This window comes from Sphingobium sp. LMC3-1-1.1 (assembly GCF_040676285.1).
GTDB lineage: Bacteria > Pseudomonadota > Alphaproteobacteria > Sphingomonadales > Sphingomonadaceae > Sphingobium.
In genome coordinates this window covers 61,069-80,337 of the sequence record NZ_JBEGHQ010000001.1, presented here as the reverse complement: position 1 = coordinate 80,337, position 19,269 = coordinate 61,069, and the positions used below count along the sequence as shown (strand labels likewise).

The window sequence follows — 19,269 nt, the reverse complement described above, 5'->3', positions numbered from 1 at the left end:
TTTTAATGTGGCACGACAACTGCGGTGCCGCCGCGCCGACGCCGTCATCGCGCCACAGGAGAACAGGCTGTGCGCATTTTAACATGGACCGTGCCGATGATCGCCGCCGCCGCCCTCGTCGCGGCGGCCCCTTCCGCAAACACGCGCGGCGCGGCGCCCCGGACGGAAGCTGTGCATTTCGACGGCACGCTGTCGGTCATGACCTATAATATCCACGGCCTGCCCTGGCCGCTGGCCTGGGGTCGTCCGGCCGATTTCGACCGCATCGCGGCAACGCTGCGCGACATGCGGTCCGCCGGGCGCAATCCCCATATCGTGCTGCTGCAGGAGGCGTTCACCGACGATGCGAAAGCGATCGGGCGGGCGGCAGGCTATCCCTATGTTGCGGACGGACCGGACGACCGGGCGACCAACGGCGCCACCCCGGTCGGCGCGCAGCAGCGCTTCGCCGCCGACGAAAGCTGGACCCATGGCGAGGGCGTCGGCAAATATGTCGGCAGCGGGCTTCAGATCCTGTCCGATTATCCGATCGTCGCGGTCCACCGCATGGCTTTTCCGCGCTTCGCCTGCGCGGGGTTCGACTGCCTGGCGAACAAGGGCGTGATGCTGGTGCGGGTCAGCCTGCCCGGCCAGGCCGAACCGGTAGATGTCGTCACCACCCATCTCAACAGCCGCCGCGCCTCCGACGTGTCGGACGCCCGCTCCAACGAAGCGCACAGCCTTCAGATCGCCAGCCTCACCGCCTTCATCCGCCAATGGCACGACCCGCGCGACCCGCTGATCGTCGGCGGCGATTTCAATGCCGGCCAGACCAGCGGACGGCGCATCGACCTGACCGACCATGCGGCGCGGGACTGGAGCTTCGGCGCCCCCATGAACAACGCCTATGCCGCGGCGGCGGCGCTGCATCTCCCCTTTTCCGCCGACGCCCGCCTGTCGCAGCAGCGCGCCCGCGACTGGGAGTTTTTCGCGCCGGGCCAGCGGACGACGCTGACGCTGCGCCGGATCGACATCCCCTTCGGCCATGGGCCGGACGGCACCATGCTGTCCGACCATGTCGGCTATACCGCGACCTATGCCCTCGACCGGCGGCCGGTCACCAGTTTTTCGTGAACCCGACCGTCCATTGCCGCGGTCGCAGCGGGGTATATTGCGGCCCCCTGTCCAGCGTAAAGGGATTACCGAAGGCAAAGCTGTCCGCCTTGCAATCGAACAGGTTGCTGCCTGACAGCCGCACGCTCCATCCACCCCGACGCAGCGTCAGATCGGCATCGGCCAGCGCATAGTCGCCCATCCGCCTGTCCAGGCCGGGATCGAAACTGAGGTGCGATGGGCTGAGATAGCTGACATGCGCGCCCATGCTGCCTCTCCACCCCAGCAGGCCAAGATCACGGCTTATCCCCAGCCGCGCCTTCCAGTCGGGAATGACGGGCAGATGCCGGTCGTCCACCCGCAGGCCGGCGCTGGTCCGGGTCAGCAGCGCGCTCTGCCCCACCAGCCCGGCGCTGACGGCCCAGGCCGAAGCCACTTTCCAGTCGATCGATGCCTCGATCCCGTAGATGCGCGCGTCGCCGACATTGCGCGTGCCGATCAGCCCGTCCGTCAGCAGATAGTCGGACTGCATGTGCGACCATGTCGTCAGGAAGGCGTCGGCATTGACCGTCAGCGATGGCGAGGCCGTATGCCGCCACCCCGTTTCGAATGTCTGCAACTCGTCGGATTCGAACCGTTCGGCCGACCTCGCGCTGGTCTGCGTCAGCCCGCCTGGCCGCCGCGCCCCGGCATAGCGCAGATAAAGGAAGTCGCGCCCGCCCGCCTGCCAGGACAGCGCCAGCGACGGGGTGAAGCCGCTGCGCGTCACCGACACCTCCACCCGCGTGCGGCGGCCGCCCTGCTCCGCCTCCAGCCGGGAAAGGAACAGCCGCCCGCCGACGCTGAGCGACAGGGCCGGGGTCAGCGGCACGCGCATGTCGCCAAAGGCGGCGAATTCGGCCACGCCCTGGATGCCGGTGGCTACCGTCCTGTCCCGCGCACCCTCGATCACGCCCGAAAAATGGTTGCGCACATCCATGAAGGACAGGCCCGCCAGCCAGGACAGGCCGTCGTCCCGCTGGCCCGACAGGCGCACTTCCTGATCGAACAGCCGATTGCGCCGTTGCTCCAAATAGAGAGAGGGCGGCGCGACGCCGAAGGCGGCCTGGGAAAGGTCGCTGGCGTTCAGCGTGCTCGACACGTCGTGGTCGACCCAGTTGCCGGCATAGACCAGATCCATGTCGCCCAGCTTTCCCGCCACGCGCAGCGAGGCAAGGGCGAAGTCGTTGTCATGCGGCTCGGCCACCTGGTCCGGCCGCGTCAGCGCATGGCGGGCATAGACATATTGGCTGTCCGCGACATCCTGCAACTGGAACATGCCGTTCAGGTCGACGGTCCAGTCGCCCGCCAGGGCGCGCACCGCCAGCCGGGCGCCGCGCACCTCGCTGCGGTTCGAATCGCCGCGGCCCGCCGTGTCGATCCAGCCCGGCTCGCGCGCCGCATAACCGACAGCACGCACCGCCAGCCGGTCGGTCACCACCGGCAGGTTGATCATCGCCTCCGCGCTGCCGCCCATTTCGCCATGGGTGGCAAGCGATGCCTCCAACCCCGCCTGTCCCGCGAACGTCCCGGCATCGGGCGGGCGGGTGACGATATGATAGACGCCGCCCAGCGTCCCGCTGCCGTAAAGCGACCCCTGCGGCCCTTTCAGCAGTTCCACCCTCTCGACATCGACCAGCCGCAGGTCGGGATCGGGCGCGTTATAGGTGGCGCGGGCATCGTTGATCAGGATGGCGACGGTCGACTGGCTGTTGCCGTTGAACGGGCTGTCCGCCACGCCGCGGATGAACTGGCGGTTGCGCCCCGGCCCCAGATTGGTGAGCGTCAGCCCATCCAGCCGCTGCGCCACTTCCTGCGTGCCGGAAAGCAGCGTGCCGCCCTGATCGCCTGGCGCCTGCACCACCGCGACGGAGATCGGCAGGCGCGCAAGCGGCTCCTCGCGCTTAGCGCCGGTGACGATGATGTCCGCCATTCCCTGCGGCGGCAGTGCGGAGGCCGACCGGACAGGCGGGGGCGGCGCGACGGGCGCGGCGCGCACCAGCCGATAGGCGGTCGGGGACAGTCGCCGCGCCTCCAGCCCCGTTCCCGCCAACAACCGCGCCAGCGCCTGCTCCACCGTCAGCCGCCCGTCGACGCGGTGCGACCGGCGCGCGGGCAGCCGCCCTTCGAAGCCGATCGCTATCCCCGTCTGGCGTGACAGGTCCGCCAGCGCATCGGCCAGCGGCGCGGATTCGATATGGATTGGCCGTTCTTGCTGCGCCCAGGCGCTACCGGGCGCCAGCGCGCAGCAACACAATGCCGCCCTTATGCACGATCCTGAGGTCCATGAACTGCGCGACTTCACCGACAAGACCCGAACCGTCCCCCACGATCAACACACCGGAAAATGGCCGGTCGGCAACATCGGCCCCAGCCTTCACAGGCACCCCTGCATAGCGGCTGAGATCGGACGCGACCAGAGAGAGCGGCACGCCTTCATAGACCAGCCGTCCCTGCTGCCAGCTTCCGACCGTTCCGGGGGACACGGCAGCGGTCGTTCCCCGGCGCGTCACCCGGTCGACCAGCAACTGCCGCCCGGCCGGCAGTTCGACCGTATCGCCGCCGTCACGCGGCGCGACGCTGATCCTTCCTTCGGCAACGGCGACCCGCATCATGCGGGCGTCGGCCAATATGTCGAATCGCGTGCCGATATCGCTGATCCGCTGCCCGCCTGCATCGATCGTCATGGTCCTGTCCGGGCGATGGGGAATGTCGAACAGCGCGCTGCCCTCCAGCGCCAGCCTGTCCTGCGCCGCGCCCGCCACGCGCAAATGGCTGGCGGCGGCCAGCGCGATGCGGGAACCGTCCTTCAGCATGATGGTGCGCGCCTGCCCCGGCCCGGTGCGATAATCGACCGGCGGCGGCATCGAGGGACGAAAGAAAGGAATGCCGACCGCCAGCGCCAGCGCCGCAGCGATCCCGCCGCCGATCCAGCGGCGGCGGCGGGGCGCCCGCATCGCGACCGGCGGGACGGACATGCCCATCGACGGCGCCTCCATCGACGGCGCCTCCATTGACGGCGCCTCCATTGACGGCATCAGCGCGGCCAGGGTGGCGCGATGATCGGCGATCCTCGCGTCGATCAATGCGATCGAATCGAACGCGGTGCGATGTGCGGGATCCGCCTCCAGCCACAGCGTGAAGCCGTCCCAGTCGAAATCCGCGTCATCCTGCGCGCGGTGCCAGGCAATCGCCTGGTCGAGGATCGTCTCATCGTCCAAAGCCGGTCCCATCAAACCTGTCCAGTCGCTGCGCAGCCCCCCGCACATGCGCCGTTCCCCGCTATAACGTCACCGGGTCAGCCTGGCCTCAGTCCTCGGACAATGCGCGGCGCAAATATTTCATCGCCACCGCCATATGCTTTTCGACCCCGCTCTTGCTGATGCCCAGCCGCTGCGCCACCTCGTCATGCGACAACCCCTCCAGCTTGTGCAACTGGAAAGCGCGGCGGGCGCCAGCGGGCAGGTTGGCGATGGCGGAGGCAAGGCGCGCCACCTCCTCCCTTTCGCTTATCTGCGCCAGCGCATCGGCGCGGGGATCGGCGGGATCGGGACCGCGCAGGTCGACGCCCGACGCCACTTCCATCCAGCTCTGCTCGCGGGCGCCCCGCCGTCGCGCCTCCCGCAGGCGGTCGAGCACGAGATTCTGCGCAATCCGATAGAGATAGGCGCGTCCATTGGCGACGGGGCCGCTCCTGCCCTCGCCGATCCGCAGCCACATGTCCTGCAGTATATCCTCCGCCTCGGGCCCGCTGCCGGTGCGCGCGACCAGGAAGCGCAACAATTCGGCGCGGCAGCTATGATAAACTGTCTCTAGCCCGCCTTCCATAAAGGGCGCCTTTCCCAAGCCATGCCCCTCCTTCGACGCCCCCGCCGAATTGTTCAATTTAATTGCCTGTAATCTTTTGCCCACATGCCGGGCGGCGGGCAAAAGAAAACCCCGCCGGAGCAGAGCTGCACGGCGGGGCCAAGGTTCAGGGAGGTGTCACTCAAGGGGGGAGAGTGACCAGCCCAATCTAGGCGCCCCAGCCAGCAGTTCAAGGGGCTTTCCGCCGCTATTTTCCCTGCCTGCGCGACTTTTCCGGGGGCCGCCATCTCTTCATTGACCGTTCAGCGGCCATCCATCAGGCTGGAGCGCGACCGTCATGCCGCGAAAGACAGACCTCTTGCCAAAGCCCTTTCGGCTCCTTGCTCCAGCGCTCCTGTTTCCCGCCGCATCGATGGCCGCCGCCCTTGTCGATGTAGCCCGGGCCGAAACCTATTATGTCGATTCCCGCATGGGCGACGACCGGGCGGACGGCACGGCGGGCGACAGGGCGTGGCGGTCCCTGGCGCGGGTCAATGGCTGGCCGCTCCAGCCCGGCGACCGCGTGCTGCTGACCGCCGGCTCGGTCTGGCAAGAACCGCTGACGATCGCCCGCTCGGGCAAGGCGGGATCACCCATCATCGTCGGTGCGACCGGCGCCGGTCCCCGGCCACGCATCGATGCGGGCGGCGTTGCCGAATATGCCATCGGCGTGATCGACGCCGATCATGTCACGATCAGCGGCCTGGAAGCCACCAACGACGCGCCCTCCCCGGCGCCCCGCATCGGCATATTGGTGCGCGCCGAAAATCGCGGCGTGACGCGGGGCATCCGCATCAGCGACAATTATGTCCACGATGTCCGCGGCACCAACGACCGCAAGGACAATGGCGGCATTCTCTTCCGCGCCACCGGCCGGCAGGTCGCCACCCGCTTCGACGATCTGGCGATCGAACGGAACATCCTGTGGCGCGTCGACCGATCCGGCATCGCGGGGATCAGCGACCGCGTGTCCTCCCTTGACTGGTTCCCCAGCAGGAAGGTGGTGATCCGCGACAATTATCTGGAGGATATTGGCGGCGACGGCATCGTCCCGCGCGGCACCGACGGCGCCCTGATCGAACATAATATCGTCCTCGCCGCCGGCAGCCGCGCCCCCGGCTACAATGCCGGCATCTGGCAATGGAGCACCGACAACAGCCTGATCCAGCTCAACGAGGCCGCGCATACGCGCACCCGCTATGACGGCCAGGGTTTCGATTCCGATTTCAACTCGCGCCGGACGACCTTCCTCTACAATTACAGCCACGACAATGCCGGCGGATTCCTGCTGATCTGTTCGCCCCGGCCCAATGACAAGGACAATCTGGGCAATCGCGGCACGCTGGCGCGCTTCAACGTCAGCCGCAACGACGGCACCCGCATCTTCCAGCTTTCCGGCAATGTGTCGGACGCCCGGATCGAAAGAAACGTCATCCATGTCGGCCCGGCGATGGACGTGCAGATGATCGTCGCCACCCAGTGGGAAGGCTGGGCGCGGAAGGTGCGCTTCGCGCGCAACGTCTTCAGGGTGGCGGGCACCGCCCGCTACGGCAGCGAAAACGGACGCAGCGGCCCCGACTATCTGATCAGGGCCGGCTTCGCCCCGGCCGAATCGATCCGCTTCCGGCGAAACAGCTATTTCGGCAGCCATGTCGACCTGCCGGACGATGGGGCGGGCCAGACCATCCAGCCCTATCAGGAAATCGCGTCGGACTGGGATGTGCCCCGGTTCGATCCCGCGCGGCCCGACACATTCCCCGAATTCATCGAGCGCCACCGCAACTGGATGCTGGCAATGCTGAAACGCGAACTGGGAACGCCCGTCCGACTCCGGCAGCCGCGCACCACTTCCACCTTCGAAACCCGCCGCTGACCCGATTTCCCTTTCCCAGAGGCAAAGGAGCCCCGCTCCTTGCGAAGGAAGGCGGGGCTTCAGTTGGGTCGCACACAGACTGATGCCTGCGGACCGCAATAAGACATGGTTCAGACGCGAAGTCGATTGCGATAATCTAGACCTGGATCAAGCCTCCAGAGCGGGTTCCGATCGCTTGGAAATCGCTCTAGCTGCCTTCACGCGCTCAAAAAGCCAACGGCGCGCCGGACCTCCTCCGCCGCGCCGTCATCGCCGCATCGCCACGGCCCCTCCCCCCGGATGGGCCGGTCAAGCTTGCTCAGTTCGCCTTGCTCAAATCCACCTTCTCGACCCATTCGGGATAGAAGGTCGGCTCCCTGTTCGACCATCCGACCGCCGTCGCCGCCGCCTCGCTGATCGACTGGAGCAGCGCCCGGCGTTTTTCGGGATGCAGATGCGGCAGGCTGGCCGCCGCACAGAAGGCCCCCGGCAGCCATGGCCGCGAACCCGCTCCCAGCAGCCGCTCATAAAGGAAGCGATAGGCAGAGAAGCTGCACAGCCGGTCCTGCCCCAGGTCGAAGGCGGAAACCGTCACCAGCGGCGCCATGAACGGCTCCATCTGGTCCAGGCCGCTGTCGTCGGGCACCCGCGCCTTGATCTCGTCCAGCCGTCCATAGATCCGTGCCTGGGCGCGAATGCTGGCTTCCTCCACCATGTCGCGCGACCACAGCTTCATGGCGTCGCGCCGATGCAGCCCAATGTCCAGCGATCGTCGAATATAGCGCTGCGTGGCGGCCGGGAAACTGGCGAATTCACGCAACTCGGCCAGGGTGATCGCCCCGTCCGCAGGTCTTGCACTCGTGCCCATGTCTTTGCCCTCCGACTTCAAGTCGTAAGCAGAACATGCGCCCCATATGGTTACTGCAAGCTTAAGCGCCGGTTCTGCCGACAGGTACAGGGAATCATTTTTTCTTGTGCGGCGCAACATGTAATTTTTATGAATGCGCTCAATCGAATAACAGCCCCTGGCCAGCAGTGACCCGGCCCCGCGCAGCCAGCGCCTTCCCCCAATGCGCCGCAGGGAGCAGGCCCTGACCGCCCGCTATCCGGCGCGGCGCTCCAGGACCGCGCCGATCATGCTGCGCCACACGGTCACGTCACCCGCCTGCGCCATTTGCGCATCAGGCTCGCGCAGCGTGTGGAGGATCGCATAGGCATCGTCGATATGGTCCTGCCAACTGGCATCGACTGCGCTCGCCGCGTGCGGATCCTTGCCCTCGCCATTCAGGCTGAGCTGGCGCCCGGCCAGCACGCGGGCAATGCGTTCGATCGCGGGAGTGGCGGAAGTCGGCATATGAATTGGCTCCTCTCACCTGCGGGGGCAGCGACGCGGCCGCCCCTCCAACCGATCATATCACGATTTGCCGGGCCGTCTATCGCTCGTCCTTCTTGTCCTTGCCTTCGGGAAAGCCGGAAGAAGGGACCGGATCGCCATGGTCGCCAGGCGCCGTGGCCGATGGCGGATCGGACGCATCCATGCTGTCCATCAATCCCTCGTCCAGCTTCTCCTCGGTCGTCACGGCGTGGTCCTGCGCATCGGTGGACCGCTTGTCATGCGCTTCCTCGCGGCTGTTGGGCCTGATATCGGTCTTGTCGTTCATCATGCTCTCCTCGTGGTCGCGCCGCGCTGAAAAAGGCCAAAGCGGTCGCGAGCGCCTTCCGGAACAGGAAACGGACGGCGGCAAGGGCGGGTTCCGCCGGCCGCCTCCATCGACCAACGCATGGAAGCTTTCGACCAGCTTCGGCGCGAAGGGGCGACAGACGCCGCGCCCTCGCCTAGACTGCGGCCATGAACATAAAAAATGAAGACGGCGAGCCGGGCGTGCCGCCGACGGTCGCGCTTTATTCGATACTGGGTTTCTGGTTCTTCTACGCGATGCTGGTGACGCTGCGCGCCTCCGTCATGGGGTTCGAGGCGCAGGGAGCCATGGCCGCCCGCCGCGCGGTGGTGACGGTGATCGGCATCGTCGTCACCTGGATCCTCTATCTCTGCTTGCGGCGGTTCGACCGCCAGCCGCTGGCGACGCGCATCATCGCCGCCTTCTCGCTCGCCGCGCCCTTCGCGCTGGCCACGGCGGCCGCCAATTTCTACGTCTTCAACATCTACGACCCGGTCTCGCTCATCCCCGATAGCGATTATCAGAAATATGCCAGCGAACAGGGATTTGCCCTGATGCAGATCGTGGAGGACGCGATCAGCCGCTATTTCTTCCTCGCTGCCTGGGCCGGCCTCTATCTCGCCTTGTCCTATGCCAGCGAAGCCCATCGGGTGGAACGCCGCGCCGCCCGGCTGGAACGCGCCGCCCAGCAGGCGGAACTGCGCTCGCTGCGCTATCAGGTGAACCCCCATTTCCTGTTCAACACGCTGAACTCGCTCTCTTCCCTCGTCATGAAGGACCGGCGGGACGAGGCGGAACAGATGATCCTCTCCCTCTCCAATTTCTACCGCACCAGCCTGACGGGCGACCCGCTGGACGATGTCTCGCTGGAGGAGGAGGTGCACCTCCAGAAACTCTATCTCGACATCGAATCCGTGCGCTTTCCCGATCGCCTGTCGACCAGCATCCAGATCCCGCACCGGCTGCTGGGCGCCTGCGTCCCCGGACTGATCCTCCAGCCGCTGGTGGAAAACGCCATAAAATACGGGGTGTCGCGCACGTCCAGCCCAGTCACCATCACCATCGCCGCGCGGGAGGAGGAGGGCATGCTTCACCTCAGCGTCACCGACAATGGCGACAAGCCGCCAAGCGGCGCCGATGCGGGCAGCGGCATCGGCCTTGCCAATGTGCGCGACCGCCTGATTGCCCGCTTCGGTGAAGAGGGCCGCATCGACTATGGTCCGCGCAACGGCGGCGGCTTCACCGTGGACCTGACCCTGCCCATCATCCGACGGAGCATCTGACATGACCATCAGGACTCTCATCGTCGACGACGAACCGCTGGCGGTGGAACGCCTGCAGATGCTCTGCGCCCGTGAACCGCGCATCGCGCTGGTCGGCACCGCCAGCGATGGCGAAGCGGCGCTGCGCCTGATCGAGGGGCTGGAACCGGACCTGGTGATGCTGGACATCGCCATGCCGCTGCTCGACGGCATCGGCGTGGCGCGGGCTACCTCGCGCATGGGCCTCTGCCCGGCGGTGATCTTCGTCACCGCGTTCGAAGGTTTCGCGGTGGAGGCGTTCGACCTCGCCGCCGTGGACTATCTGCTGAAGCCGGTCGCGCATGAACGCCTGTCGCGCGCCATCGATCGCGTCGAACAGGCGCTGGGCAACCGCGCCGCGCCCTCCCCCGCCACCAGCGCGAAGGAGGAACCGGAATGGGCGGAGGAATTCTGGGTGCCGCACCGCTCCGAACTGATCCGCATCGGCGCGGCCCAGATCGACCGGATAGAGGCGGAGCGGGACTATATGCGGCTGCATGTCGGGGCCAACAGCTACCTTCTGCACCAGACGATCAGTTCGCTGGAAAACCGGCTGGACCCGCAGCAATTCGTCCGCCTGCACCGCTCGCACATCGTGCGCCGCGACCATATCTCCCGGCTTCGCCATGACGGCAGCGGCGTCTGGTCGGCCTGCCTCGCCGACGGCGGCGAAATCCGCATCGGCCGCACCTATCTCACCAACGCCCGCGCCATGGCCGGGCGCTAGGATTTCACAAACCGGGAGCTTGCGCGACTTAGCTTATAACGAACTGGGCTTATAACGAACTGGTCACCATAACTCGCGATCCACTTATCGAAAGAAGTGAGGGGCACTCCCCAGGCGTGGGTCGCGGCCAGATCGACCTTATATCCCTCCACATTGTTCCAGGCCTGGCTCGATGCGACGGCGGGATTGATCCCACTGGCTACCGCATCACTTTCCGACAGTGATACGGCAATGACGGGCTTTCCTGTGCCGGCCGCGATCTTGGCCGCCACTTCCTCCATGGTCAGCGCTTCGGCGGCAAGATCGATTGAGCGACCATTGAAACGGTCCGGGTTCCCGAATGCTGCGGCGGCAAACGCGCCCACGTCATCCGCGGCGATCCAATCGAGCCGGGTTTCGGTCGCGATCGCCGTTTCGATGCGTCCCCTTGCGGCCAATGCGGGGAACATGAAAGCTGCTTTTGGCGGCAACAGATTGTCCATCATGAAGGCGGGCTTCAGGATCACGAACCGGTCGAACCCCCGCGCCGCAACCGCTCCATTCACAGCGGATTTGCTGTCCCAGTAAGTGCGCGGCCAGCGCCCGTCATTCATCCCGACAAAGTCGGCCTGGTCCCCTGCGCGCGCGACAGACGTGTGAACAAATGTCTGAACGCCGGCGCGGTAGGCGGCATCCACCAGAGCCTGGCCGGTCCGGACCTCTCTATCAGGATCGTCCGGGCCAGCCGGCATCTGCATGGAAAATATGCCAGCGGCGCCGGCGACGGCCATGTCAAGGCTGGCCACATCGTCGAAGTCACCCTGCACGACCTCAACTCCTTGCTGCGTCAGCGCCCGCGCCGCAGCTGCGCCGGGATTGCGAACGAGCGCCCGCACATGGTACCCCGCTCGCAACAGCGCTCGGGCTGCCGCGCCTCCCTGAGCACCTGTCGCACCGGTCACCAGAATCGGGCTTTCCGTTGCACTCGCCATGTCATAGCTCCATCAAGATTGTGCTCGACGCTGATTGCTCCGGCGCTCAATTGCGTCCTGAAGTCCGGCTAACAGTCGATCAAACCGCCTGCAATCTGAATGGCGTCCGTCAGAACGGCATTGATCGGTGAGCGCCTATGGTCGCCGCCCATCAGGATATCGCGGGAACCGACACTCAAGGACGGCGATCTCATTTCATCGGATCGAAATCCGCGTTGGATCAGCTTTCGATCTGATCCGGAAACGAAAAAAGGCCCGGCATCCACCGGGCCTTCTTCAGGATCGACTGGAAAAACTCAGTTGCCCAGGCCGACCGGCTTTTCCTTGTTCATATCGGCATAGCGCTCGCCGCTCTGGGCCTTGGCGACCGCCAGTTCGACCGAGCTGCGCACATGCGCCGCGGCGACCGACTGGCATTTCTTCATTTCGGCAGAGGTCGCGCCATCCGCGCACACCTTCCAGGCGGCCCGCCAGATGCGGCCCTTCAGCATATTCTGTCCCTTCGCGCTGGACAGGTCCAGATCATGATAGTTGACCTCGACAGTCTTCCCGTTGGACTGGAATTCGGTGGCGGATGCCGCGCCGGCCGCACCCAGGGCGACGATGGCGGCGAAGGCGGGGGCGAACTTGAAGGCGATCATGGCAATTGTCTCCTCGACTCTAATGCTTTTCCCGGCCCCCTCGCGCCACGCGCTCGGCAAGCCTCAGGCGAAGAGAAGAGCGGCCTGAACAACCAGATCCCTGAATGAAGAGATCCCAGAACGAACAGATCATTGTCCCTGTCTTCGCACTTCATCCGTGTAGGCCTTTTGCGAATGCGTCGCTTTTCGCTTTCGACCGGCGGCCAGGCGGGTCGGCCAACGACGCTCTTCTCGACCAAATGCAGTCTGGCGCGGACGAACGACAATTTTACGTCAGGAAAACAGCCATTCCGTAACGTAAAATTACCAGGAGCCAAAGAATGACGCACATAAGAAAGCACCCCCGGCGCAAGGGAACGGCCGGGGGTGCATCCAGGAAGCTGTCGGGCTCTCCGGGATTTCTGTCAAATGCTCGGACGCGGATGGCTTCGATCCTTAGCGGATCGTCGCCTGCCGGATCGTCACCATGTCGGACGCCACCATATCGCGAAGGCGCAACCACCGTTTTTGCCATTCGATGATCCGCGCATCGGCGCCGCCCGGCAACATCCGCCGGGGACAAACCGACGACATTCTTCCACGAACGACATCATTGCCCCGACGCCGCCAGCTGGGCGCGCAGCTTGGCCAGCGTCCGCGCGTCGACGACGGGGCGCTCGGGCGCCTCCTTGCCCTCGCGCAGCTTCCTGCGGTCCTTTTCCGGCGGCTCCACCACGCGCACCCTGACCGGTGCATGGCCGGTGGCCCTGATCCCCAGTTGTTCCGCCGCGCCGCGCGACAGGTCGATGATCCGCCCCCGCCCGGCAAAGGGGCCGCGATCGTTGATCCGCACCAGGATCGTCCGCCCCGTGTCCAGCGCCGTCACCTCGACATAGCTTGGCAGGGGCAGCGTCACATGCGCCGCCGTCACCGCCCTCGGTCGGAAACGCTCGCCGCTCGCGGTCTGGTTCCCGCTCTCGCCGCCATACCAGCTCGCATAGCCCAGATAATCATAGACCGGATCGGCGGCAGGCACATAGGTCACGCCCCTGACGCTATAGGGCTTTCCCACTCGCACCGGCACGTCGCTCACGGGCCGATACCGCACGCCTCCGCCACAGGCCGCCAGCGCCATCGCCACGCCCAGCACGCCATATCGCATCCGAACCGAAATCCCGCTCATCCCCGCCCTTTAACCCGGCGAGGCGCGGGAGCAAAGCCGCTGCCTTTTCCTTTCGCCGCACAGTCCCTATCTTGCGCCCGACCGGCCCTTGCCTCCCAAGAACAAATCTGGAACAACACGCCCCATGAATCCCATCACCCCTCGGCAGAGGTTTCCCGAATGCTGACCACCATAAGCGTCCGCGGCGCGCGCGAGCATAATCTCAAGGGCGTCGACGTCGACCTGCCGCGCGACAGCCTGATCGTCATCACTGGCCTTTCCGGCTCGGGCAAGTCCTCCCTCGCCTTCGACACCATCTATGCCGAGGGTCAGCGCCGCTATGTTGAATCCCTCTCCGCCTATGCGCGCCAGTTCCTGGAGATGATGCAGAAGCCGGACGTCGAACATATTGACGGCCTCTCCCCCGCCATTTCCATCGAGCAGAAGACGACCAGCCGCAACCCGCGCTCGACGGTCGCCACGGTGACGGAGATCTACGACTATATGCGCCTGCTCTGGGCGCGCGTCGGCATTCCCTATTCGCCCGCCACCGGCCTTCCCATCAGCGCCCAGACGGTCAGCCAGATGGTCGATCGCGTGATGCAGTTACCCGATGGCGCGCGCTTCTACCTGCTCGCCCCCGTGGTGCGCGGCCGCAAGGGCGAATATCGCAAGGAACTGGCCGAATGGCAGAAGGCCGGCTTCACCCGCGTGCGCATCGACGGCGAACTCTACGCGATCGAGGACGCCCCCGCCCTCGACAAGAAATACAAGCATGACATCGAAGTGGTGGTCGACCGCCTCGCCGTCAGCGAAGACATGGCCACGCGCCTTGCCGACAGCTTCGAACAGGCGCTGAAACTCGCCGACGGCCTCGCCTATGTCGACCTGGCGGACGGCGTCGTCCCCGGCCGTGAGGAGGAGGCTGAATCCACCGGCAACCTCAAGGGCGCCGGCATCCCCGCCAACCGCATCGTCTTCAGCGAGAAGTTCGCCTGCCCCGTCAGCGGCTTCACCATAGCCGAGATCGAACCGCGCCTCTTCTCCTTCAACGCCCCCCAGGGCGCCTGCCCCGCCTGCGACGGCCTGGGCGAGCGGCAGGAGTTCGACCCCGAACTCGTCGTCCCCAACGAAGCCCTCAGCCTCAAGAAGGGCGCCATCGTCCCCTGGGCCAAGTCCAACCCGCCCAGCCCCTATTACATGCAGGTTCTCGGCTCCCTGGCGAAGGAGTTCGGCTTCTCCCTCGACACCCCCTGGGCCGACCTTCCGGGGGAGGTGAAGCTCATCATCCTCCACGGCACCGGCGGCAAGCCGGTCACCCTGCGCTTCGTCGACGGCCGCAAGAGCTATGAGGTCAAGAAAGCGTTCGAAGGCGTCATCGGCAACCTCAACCGCCGCCTCCTCCAGACCGAATCCGCCTGGATGCGGGAGGAGCTCAGCAAATATCAGACCGCCATGCCGTGCGAGACCTGCCACGGCGCCCGCCTCAAGCCCGAGGCGCTGGCGGTAAAGATCGCGGGAGAGGACATCTCCATGTCCACCCGCCGCTCGGTGGTGGACGCGCTCGGCTTCTTCTCCACCCTCCCCACCCGCCTCAACGACCAGCAGAACCAGATCGCCCGCGCCATCCTCAAGGAAATCGTGGAGCGCCTCGGCTTCCTCAACAATGTCGGCCTCGACTATCTGAACCTCGACCGCACCAGCGGCACCCTGTCCGGCGGCGAGTCCCAGCGCATCCGCCTCGCCTCCCAGATCGGCAGCGGCCTGTCGGGCGTCCTCTACGTCCTCGACGAACCGTCGATCGGCCTGCACCAGCGGGACAATGACCGCCTGCTCATCACGCTGAAGCGCCTGCGCGACCTCGGCAACACCGTCATCGTCGTGGAACATGATGAGGACGCGATCCGCACCGCCGACTATATCGTCGACATGGGGCCGGGCGCCGGCGTCCACGGCGGCACCATCGTCGCCCAGGGCACCCTGAACCAGCTCCTCGCGCACAAGGACAGCCTGACCGCCGACTATCTGAACGGCACCCGCCGCATTGAGGTACCGCCCCGCCGCCGCAAGGGTTCGGGCAAGAAACTCACCGTCCACAACGCCCGCGCCAACAATCTGCAAAACGTCACGGCGTCGATCCCGCTCGGCACCTTCACCTGCATCACCGGCGTGTCGGGATCGGGCAAGTCCAGCTTCACCATCGACACCCTCTACGCCGCCTCCGCCCGCACCCTGAACGGCGCCCGCATCGTCGCCGGCCCGCATGACAAGGTCACCGGCCTCGAAAATTGCGACAAGGTGATCGACATCGACCAGTCGCCCATCGGCCGCACCCCCCGCTCCAACCCGGCCACCTATACCGGCGCCTTCACCAACATCCGCGACTGGTTCGCGCAGCTTCCAGAGGCGCAGGCCCGCGGCTACAAGCCCGGCCGCTTCAGCTTCAACGTCAAGGGCGGCCGCTGCGAAGCCTGCCAGGGCGACGGCGTGCTCAAGATAGAGATGCACTTCCTCCCCGACGTCTACGTGACCTGCGACGTCTGCCACGGCGCCCGCTACAATCGCGAGACTCTGGAGGTGAAGTTCAAGGGCAAGTCCATCGCCGACGTGCTCGACATGACCGTCGAGGACGCGGTGGAATTCTTCAAGGCCGTCCCCCCCATCCGCGACAAGATGGCGATGCTCGCCGAAGTGGGCCTCGGCTATGTCAAGGTCGGCCAGCAGGCCACGACCCTGTCCGGCGGCGAAGCCCAGCGCGTCAAGCTCGCCAAGGAATTGTCGCGTCGCGCCACCGGCAACACCCTCTACATATTGGACGAGCCCACCACCGGCCTCCATTTCGAGGACGTCCGCAAACTGCTCGAAGTCCTCCACGCCCTGGTCGAACAGGGCAACAGCGTGGTCGTGATCGAACATAATCTGGATGTCATCAAGACCGCCGACTGGATCATCGACATGGGGCCAGAGGGCGGCGTCAAGGGCGGCGAAGTTGTCGCCGAAGGCACGCCGGAGAAGGTCGCGAAGAACGCGCGGAGCTTTACCGGGCGCTATTTGGCACCTTTGTTGGGGTTGGAGGCCGTGGCGGCGGAGTGAAACTCTTACCGAGCCACTTGCAACATTCGAGTTTATTTGGAAGAAATGACACCTCAATAGGGGATGAGGTCGAGCTTGGCGGATAATCGAATAAGAGTATTTTCAGAAGTGGTTGCCATCGATGCTTGGCACCAGCCTATCCAGGTTTCTGATTATTCAGCTTCAGTGCACGTCGATGTTACTTTCAAACAAGGAAGAGTTGGCGGAAACGATGATCGGTTCCCGTTCACCTTTCGTCTATCCTTGAAAAAGGCTACGCTGTTGGTAACGGTGGAGAGCCCGCTAGAGGTCGATAGGAAGTCCGTCGCTAGGAACGTCCCCGAAGCCCAGGTGGAGTACTCTCGCATCAAGCTGGCAAGGGAAAGCGCCGTAGCAAGGTTAGCAGCAGGCGCACGCCTCACGCCTTCTCACGTGAGTGCACATTTGAATGCCGCTGCGGAACTCAACGGTGAACATTCCGATCAAGTAGAGAAAAAATTGTCCTTAAGCACTCCGCCGACGATGGTGACATACGAACCGGTGGATCGATCAAACTATAGGTGGACTTTATCGCCAGTGCTTGAAGATGAACTTTCTGGCCAACCTTGGGACCCTGTTTCCAATCCGAGACTACGTATGGGATCATCTAAAACCTTGGGCAGGATTGAACCCATCATTAAAGCAGAAATATTCTGTGCTTTGGAAGACTTGGAAATATCGGATATAAAGCCTAAGGAAAAGCCTACGATATCAGCAAAAATTCATGATTTTGTTTTCGGTGATGAGAATAAGGCGGTCGCTATACAGCACCTGAAGCTTCTTTTGAGAGACGCCGATCTAGACCCCGGAAGCTTAGACAATCGATTTTCTGACGTTCTCTTAGCGAGCGTGATTGCTTTGGAAGATAGAAATGCCTGATTTTTCAGAGGGGTTGTTAAAAGCCTTAAAAATACTTCGTTCAGATAAAAAGTCCTTGAAAGAACTTGCTGGAATTTCTGGTGTAGATGTTTTCCGTTTCTTTAATCATGCTGACTTACGGAATTTAGACTTATCTCATCAAGATTTGACGGGTCTTAATTTTTTTGGAGCGGATTTCGGTAATACAAGGTTAGACGGCATTTCTTACGATGTTGGAGCATTCAATGGATCGAAAGTTTTGGAGAAATACTCTTCTCTGATCGACGATTTTGATTTTTGTCTTTCAGACATCCTTGATGATCTTTTCAAATATCTTTACGTTTTCGTTCAGATTCGACCAGAATCTTTAGAAAGAACTATATCAACTTTGAGAATATCGTATCAAGGGTTAGCAAATCATAGCAACATTAATGTTGGAACTTTGAGGAAGGCCCGTAGAGGCGAAATTATAGCATTGGAAACTGCTCAAAGCGTTGCCTCGTCACTTCTCCAAATTGAAGATGAGAAGTCACGTGATATAGAAAGTCAGCTCAAATTTAAAATAGACCTTCGTCAGAGGCGTAGAAATCTTTTATTGCAGCCGATGATAAAATTGAGTCAATTCAGTAATAGTGATGGATTCAAGATCATCAGAAGCGTTGATTTAAGATTTTTTACCACTAATAGAGAAGTAATAAAGAGAAATATATATGACGGTCTGGAGGATCCGCAGTACCGTTTCATTCCGAGCGTGATAGAAAACTTCCTCACGTAGCTTCTTCGAAGCGTATCGCGCTAAGGCCTACGAAATCACCACTGTTGCAACGGCACTAAGCGTTACCATTTTGTTCTGTCCTACAACCCCTCACCCCTAATACCGTCCCGGCAAACCCTCCCATAAAAAGGAGCTTTGCCATGTCCTACCACTTCTCCTCCCTCCCCACGGCCGCCGATCAAGTCCGCGCCGACGGCTGGAGCCCCGCCCGCCAGCGCGCCTTCCTCGAAACCCTCGCCGCCACCGGCATCATCCGCGCCGCCTGCGAAGCCGCGCAGATCAGCACCCGCGCCGCCTATGCCCTGCGCATCCGCCGCGACGGCGCGGCCTTTCGCCTCGGCTGGGACGCGGCCATCCTCATCGCCCGCGCCCGCCTCGCCGATGATCTGCTCGCCCGTGCGCTGACCGGCCATGAGGAGGTGATCCGCAAGGACATGGAGGCAGGCGAAATCACCCGCCACCGCCACGACAACCGCCTCGCCATGTCGATGCTCTCCCGCCTCGACCGCATGGCCGACAGCCCGCCCGCGGGGTCCGACGCCGCCCTCGCCCGCGTCGTGGCGCAGGATTTCGCCGCCTATCTCGACATGCTCTGCCCACAGGATCAGACAGATGCAGATCAGGCGGAGGCGGATCGCCCCGGAACCCCACCCTCCCCGCACGCTTTGCCCGACCCCGCCACCCTCGATGAAGCGCCCGCGCTCGAACAGGCCGCCGCCGCTTTGTCGCCGGGCGCCTCCGCCGCGCTGTTCGTCGCCGCCCGCATGGCGCTGGGCGAGGGCGGCAAGACCCCCTTCCATCCCTTCGATGAACGGTGTGAACTTCGGCCCATTCCGGCCGTCCCGCCGGTCGAACGCGCCAGCTTCCCGCCGGATGAAGCCGCCGCCCGGCTGCGCGGCATCTGGTGGGATGAGGAAAGGGACGGCTGGCGCACCGACTATCCCGCCCCGCCCGGCTTCGACGGCGACGAAAGCGACCTCCACTACGACATCGACGCCTATGAGCGCGACCTGACCATGGCGGAGGAGGAAGCGCTGGCCATCCGCGTGGAGGCGCAGCGCCGCCCCTATGAACATGCCGCCGCCCGCGCCCGCGACGTCTTTTTCGGCTTCGCCGCGCTGGATCGGGCGGGCTGATCGCACCCGCCGGATCGGGCCGCCGCGCCCGCCGATTTGCTATTTGGCACCCATGGCCCTATATAGGGGGTGCTACAGTCGCAAATCGACGGTCTTTCGG

Annotated in this window: 18 protein-coding genes; 8 read left to right on the top strand and 10 right to left on the bottom strand. The window is 64.1% G+C overall.

Annotated elements, in window-relative coordinates; translation table 11 throughout:
* Positions 1-69: 69 nt before the first annotated feature.
* Positions 70-1,113, top strand: a complete 1,044-nt coding sequence (locus MRBLMC3_RS00395; RefSeq protein WP_363824960.1) for an endonuclease/exonuclease/phosphatase family protein — start codon at positions 70-72, stop codon at positions 1,111-1,113.
* Here MRBLMC3_RS00395 and MRBLMC3_RS00390 read toward each other — a convergent pair.
* The 3 genes from MRBLMC3_RS00390 to MRBLMC3_RS00380 form a co-directional block, all read right to left on the bottom strand.
* On the bottom strand, positions 1,097-3,388 hold the full coding sequence (locus MRBLMC3_RS00390) for a TonB-dependent receptor (RefSeq protein WP_363824957.1): 2,292 nt from the start codon (positions 3,386-3,388) through the stop codon (positions 1,097-1,099). The two genes, MRBLMC3_RS00395 and MRBLMC3_RS00390, sit on opposite strands and share 17 nt — an antisense overlap.
* Positions 3,360-4,364: a FecR family protein gene (locus MRBLMC3_RS00385; RefSeq protein ID WP_363824954.1), complete on the bottom strand. Its 1,005-nt coding sequence runs from the start codon at positions 4,362-4,364 to the stop codon at positions 3,360-3,362. Before MRBLMC3_RS00385 ends, MRBLMC3_RS00390 begins: the two co-directional genes overlap by 29 nt.
* A 76-nt stretch (positions 4,365-4,440) precedes the next feature.
* On the bottom strand, positions 4,441-4,959 hold the full coding sequence (locus tag MRBLMC3_RS00380) for an RNA polymerase sigma factor (protein WP_363735326.1): 519 nt from the start codon (positions 4,957-4,959) through the stop codon (positions 4,441-4,443).
* A gap of 337 nt (positions 4,960-5,296) precedes the next feature.
* On the opposite strand from MRBLMC3_RS00380, the gene MRBLMC3_RS00375 reads away from it, so the two are divergent.
* On the top strand, positions 5,297-6,850 hold the full coding sequence (locus tag MRBLMC3_RS00375; RefSeq protein ID WP_363824951.1) for a right-handed parallel beta-helix repeat-containing protein: 1,554 nt from the start codon (positions 5,297-5,299) through the stop codon (positions 6,848-6,850).
* A gap of 298 nt (positions 6,851-7,148) precedes the next feature.
* Here the strand turns inward: MRBLMC3_RS00375 and MRBLMC3_RS00370 are convergent, their stop codons facing one another.
* The 3 genes from MRBLMC3_RS00370 to MRBLMC3_RS00360 all read right to left on the bottom strand — a co-directional run bounded on the left by MRBLMC3_RS00370 (position 7,149) and on the right by MRBLMC3_RS00360 (position 8,493).
* The gene (locus tag MRBLMC3_RS00370; RefSeq protein WP_133651661.1) at positions 7,149-7,697 is read right to left on the bottom strand and encodes a hypothetical protein; all 549 of its coding nucleotides are present in this window, start codon (positions 7,695-7,697) and stop codon (positions 7,149-7,151) included.
* A 234-nt stretch (positions 7,698-7,931) separates the two neighbouring features.
* The gene (locus MRBLMC3_RS00365; protein WP_133651660.1) at positions 7,932-8,183 is read right to left on the bottom strand and encodes a hypothetical protein; all 252 of its coding nucleotides are present in this window, start codon (positions 8,181-8,183) and stop codon (positions 7,932-7,934) included.
* Between the two features lie 79 nt (positions 8,184-8,262).
* Positions 8,263-8,493 carry a hypothetical protein gene (locus tag MRBLMC3_RS00360; RefSeq protein WP_363735329.1) on the bottom strand — a complete coding sequence of 77 codons (231 nt, stop codon included), beginning with the start codon at positions 8,491-8,493 and terminating at the stop codon, positions 8,263-8,265.
* Between the two features lie 185 nt (positions 8,494-8,678).
* Here MRBLMC3_RS00360 and MRBLMC3_RS00355 point away from each other — a divergent pair, with 185 nt between their 5' ends.
* Together MRBLMC3_RS00355 and MRBLMC3_RS00350 are read left to right on the top strand one after the other, a co-directional pair.
* The gene (locus MRBLMC3_RS00355; protein ID WP_363735331.1) at positions 8,679-9,791 is read left to right on the top strand and encodes a sensor histidine kinase; all 1,113 of its coding nucleotides are present in this window, start codon (positions 8,679-8,681) and stop codon (positions 9,789-9,791) included.
* Between the two features lies 1 nt (position 9,792).
* A complete protein-coding gene (locus MRBLMC3_RS00350) occupies positions 9,793-10,536 on the top strand; it encodes a LytR/AlgR family response regulator transcription factor (protein ID WP_363735334.1) in 744 nt (247 codons plus the stop codon).
* Here MRBLMC3_RS00350 and MRBLMC3_RS00345 read toward each other — a convergent pair.
* The 4 genes from MRBLMC3_RS00345 to MRBLMC3_RS00330 all read right to left on the bottom strand — a co-directional run bounded on the left by MRBLMC3_RS00345 (position 10,533) and on the right by MRBLMC3_RS00330 (position 13,310).
* Positions 10,533-11,507 (bottom strand): NmrA family NAD(P)-binding protein, encoded by a 975-nt coding sequence (locus tag MRBLMC3_RS00345; RefSeq protein ID WP_363824948.1) that lies wholly within the window; start codon positions 11,505-11,507, stop codon positions 10,533-10,535. The two genes, MRBLMC3_RS00350 and MRBLMC3_RS00345, sit on opposite strands and share 4 nt — an antisense overlap.
* Before the next feature lie 296 nt (positions 11,508-11,803).
* On the bottom strand, positions 11,804-12,148 hold the full coding sequence (locus MRBLMC3_RS00340) for a UrcA family protein (protein WP_363735335.1): 345 nt from the start codon (positions 12,146-12,148) through the stop codon (positions 11,804-11,806).
* A gap of 435 nt (positions 12,149-12,583) precedes the next feature.
* Entirely contained in the window at positions 12,584-12,721 is a 138-nt protein-coding gene (locus tag MRBLMC3_RS00335) for a hypothetical protein (RefSeq protein ID WP_363753796.1), read from the bottom strand.
* A gap of 16 nt (positions 12,722-12,737) precedes the next feature.
* Entirely contained in the window at positions 12,738-13,310 is a 573-nt protein-coding gene (locus tag MRBLMC3_RS00330) for a septal ring lytic transglycosylase RlpA family protein (RefSeq protein WP_363735336.1), read from the bottom strand.
* Positions 13,311-13,469: 159 nt separating this feature from the next.
* Here MRBLMC3_RS00330 and uvrA point away from each other — a divergent pair, with 159 nt between their 5' ends.
* From uvrA to MRBLMC3_RS00310, 4 genes are all read left to right on the top strand, one after another.
* The gene (gene uvrA, locus MRBLMC3_RS00325) at positions 13,470-16,382 is read left to right on the top strand and encodes an excinuclease ABC subunit UvrA (RefSeq protein WP_363735337.1); all 2,913 of its coding nucleotides are present in this window, start codon (positions 13,470-13,472) and stop codon (positions 16,380-16,382) included.
* Between the two features lie 75 nt (positions 16,383-16,457).
* Positions 16,458-17,279, top strand: coding sequence for a hypothetical protein (locus tag MRBLMC3_RS00320; RefSeq protein WP_363824945.1), 822 nt, complete (start codon positions 16,458-16,460; stop codon positions 17,277-17,279).
* Positions 17,272-18,033, top strand: coding sequence for a pentapeptide repeat-containing protein (locus MRBLMC3_RS00315; protein ID WP_363824943.1), 762 nt, complete (start codon positions 17,272-17,274; stop codon positions 18,031-18,033). The genes MRBLMC3_RS00320 and MRBLMC3_RS00315 overlap by 8 nt, the downstream gene beginning before the upstream one ends.
* A gap of 140 nt (positions 18,034-18,173) precedes the next feature.
* Positions 18,174-19,169 carry a hypothetical protein gene (locus tag MRBLMC3_RS00310; RefSeq protein ID WP_363824941.1) on the top strand — a complete coding sequence of 332 codons (996 nt, stop codon included), beginning with the start codon at positions 18,174-18,176 and terminating at the stop codon, positions 19,167-19,169.
* The last annotated feature ends 100 nt before the right edge of the window (positions 19,170-19,269 follow it).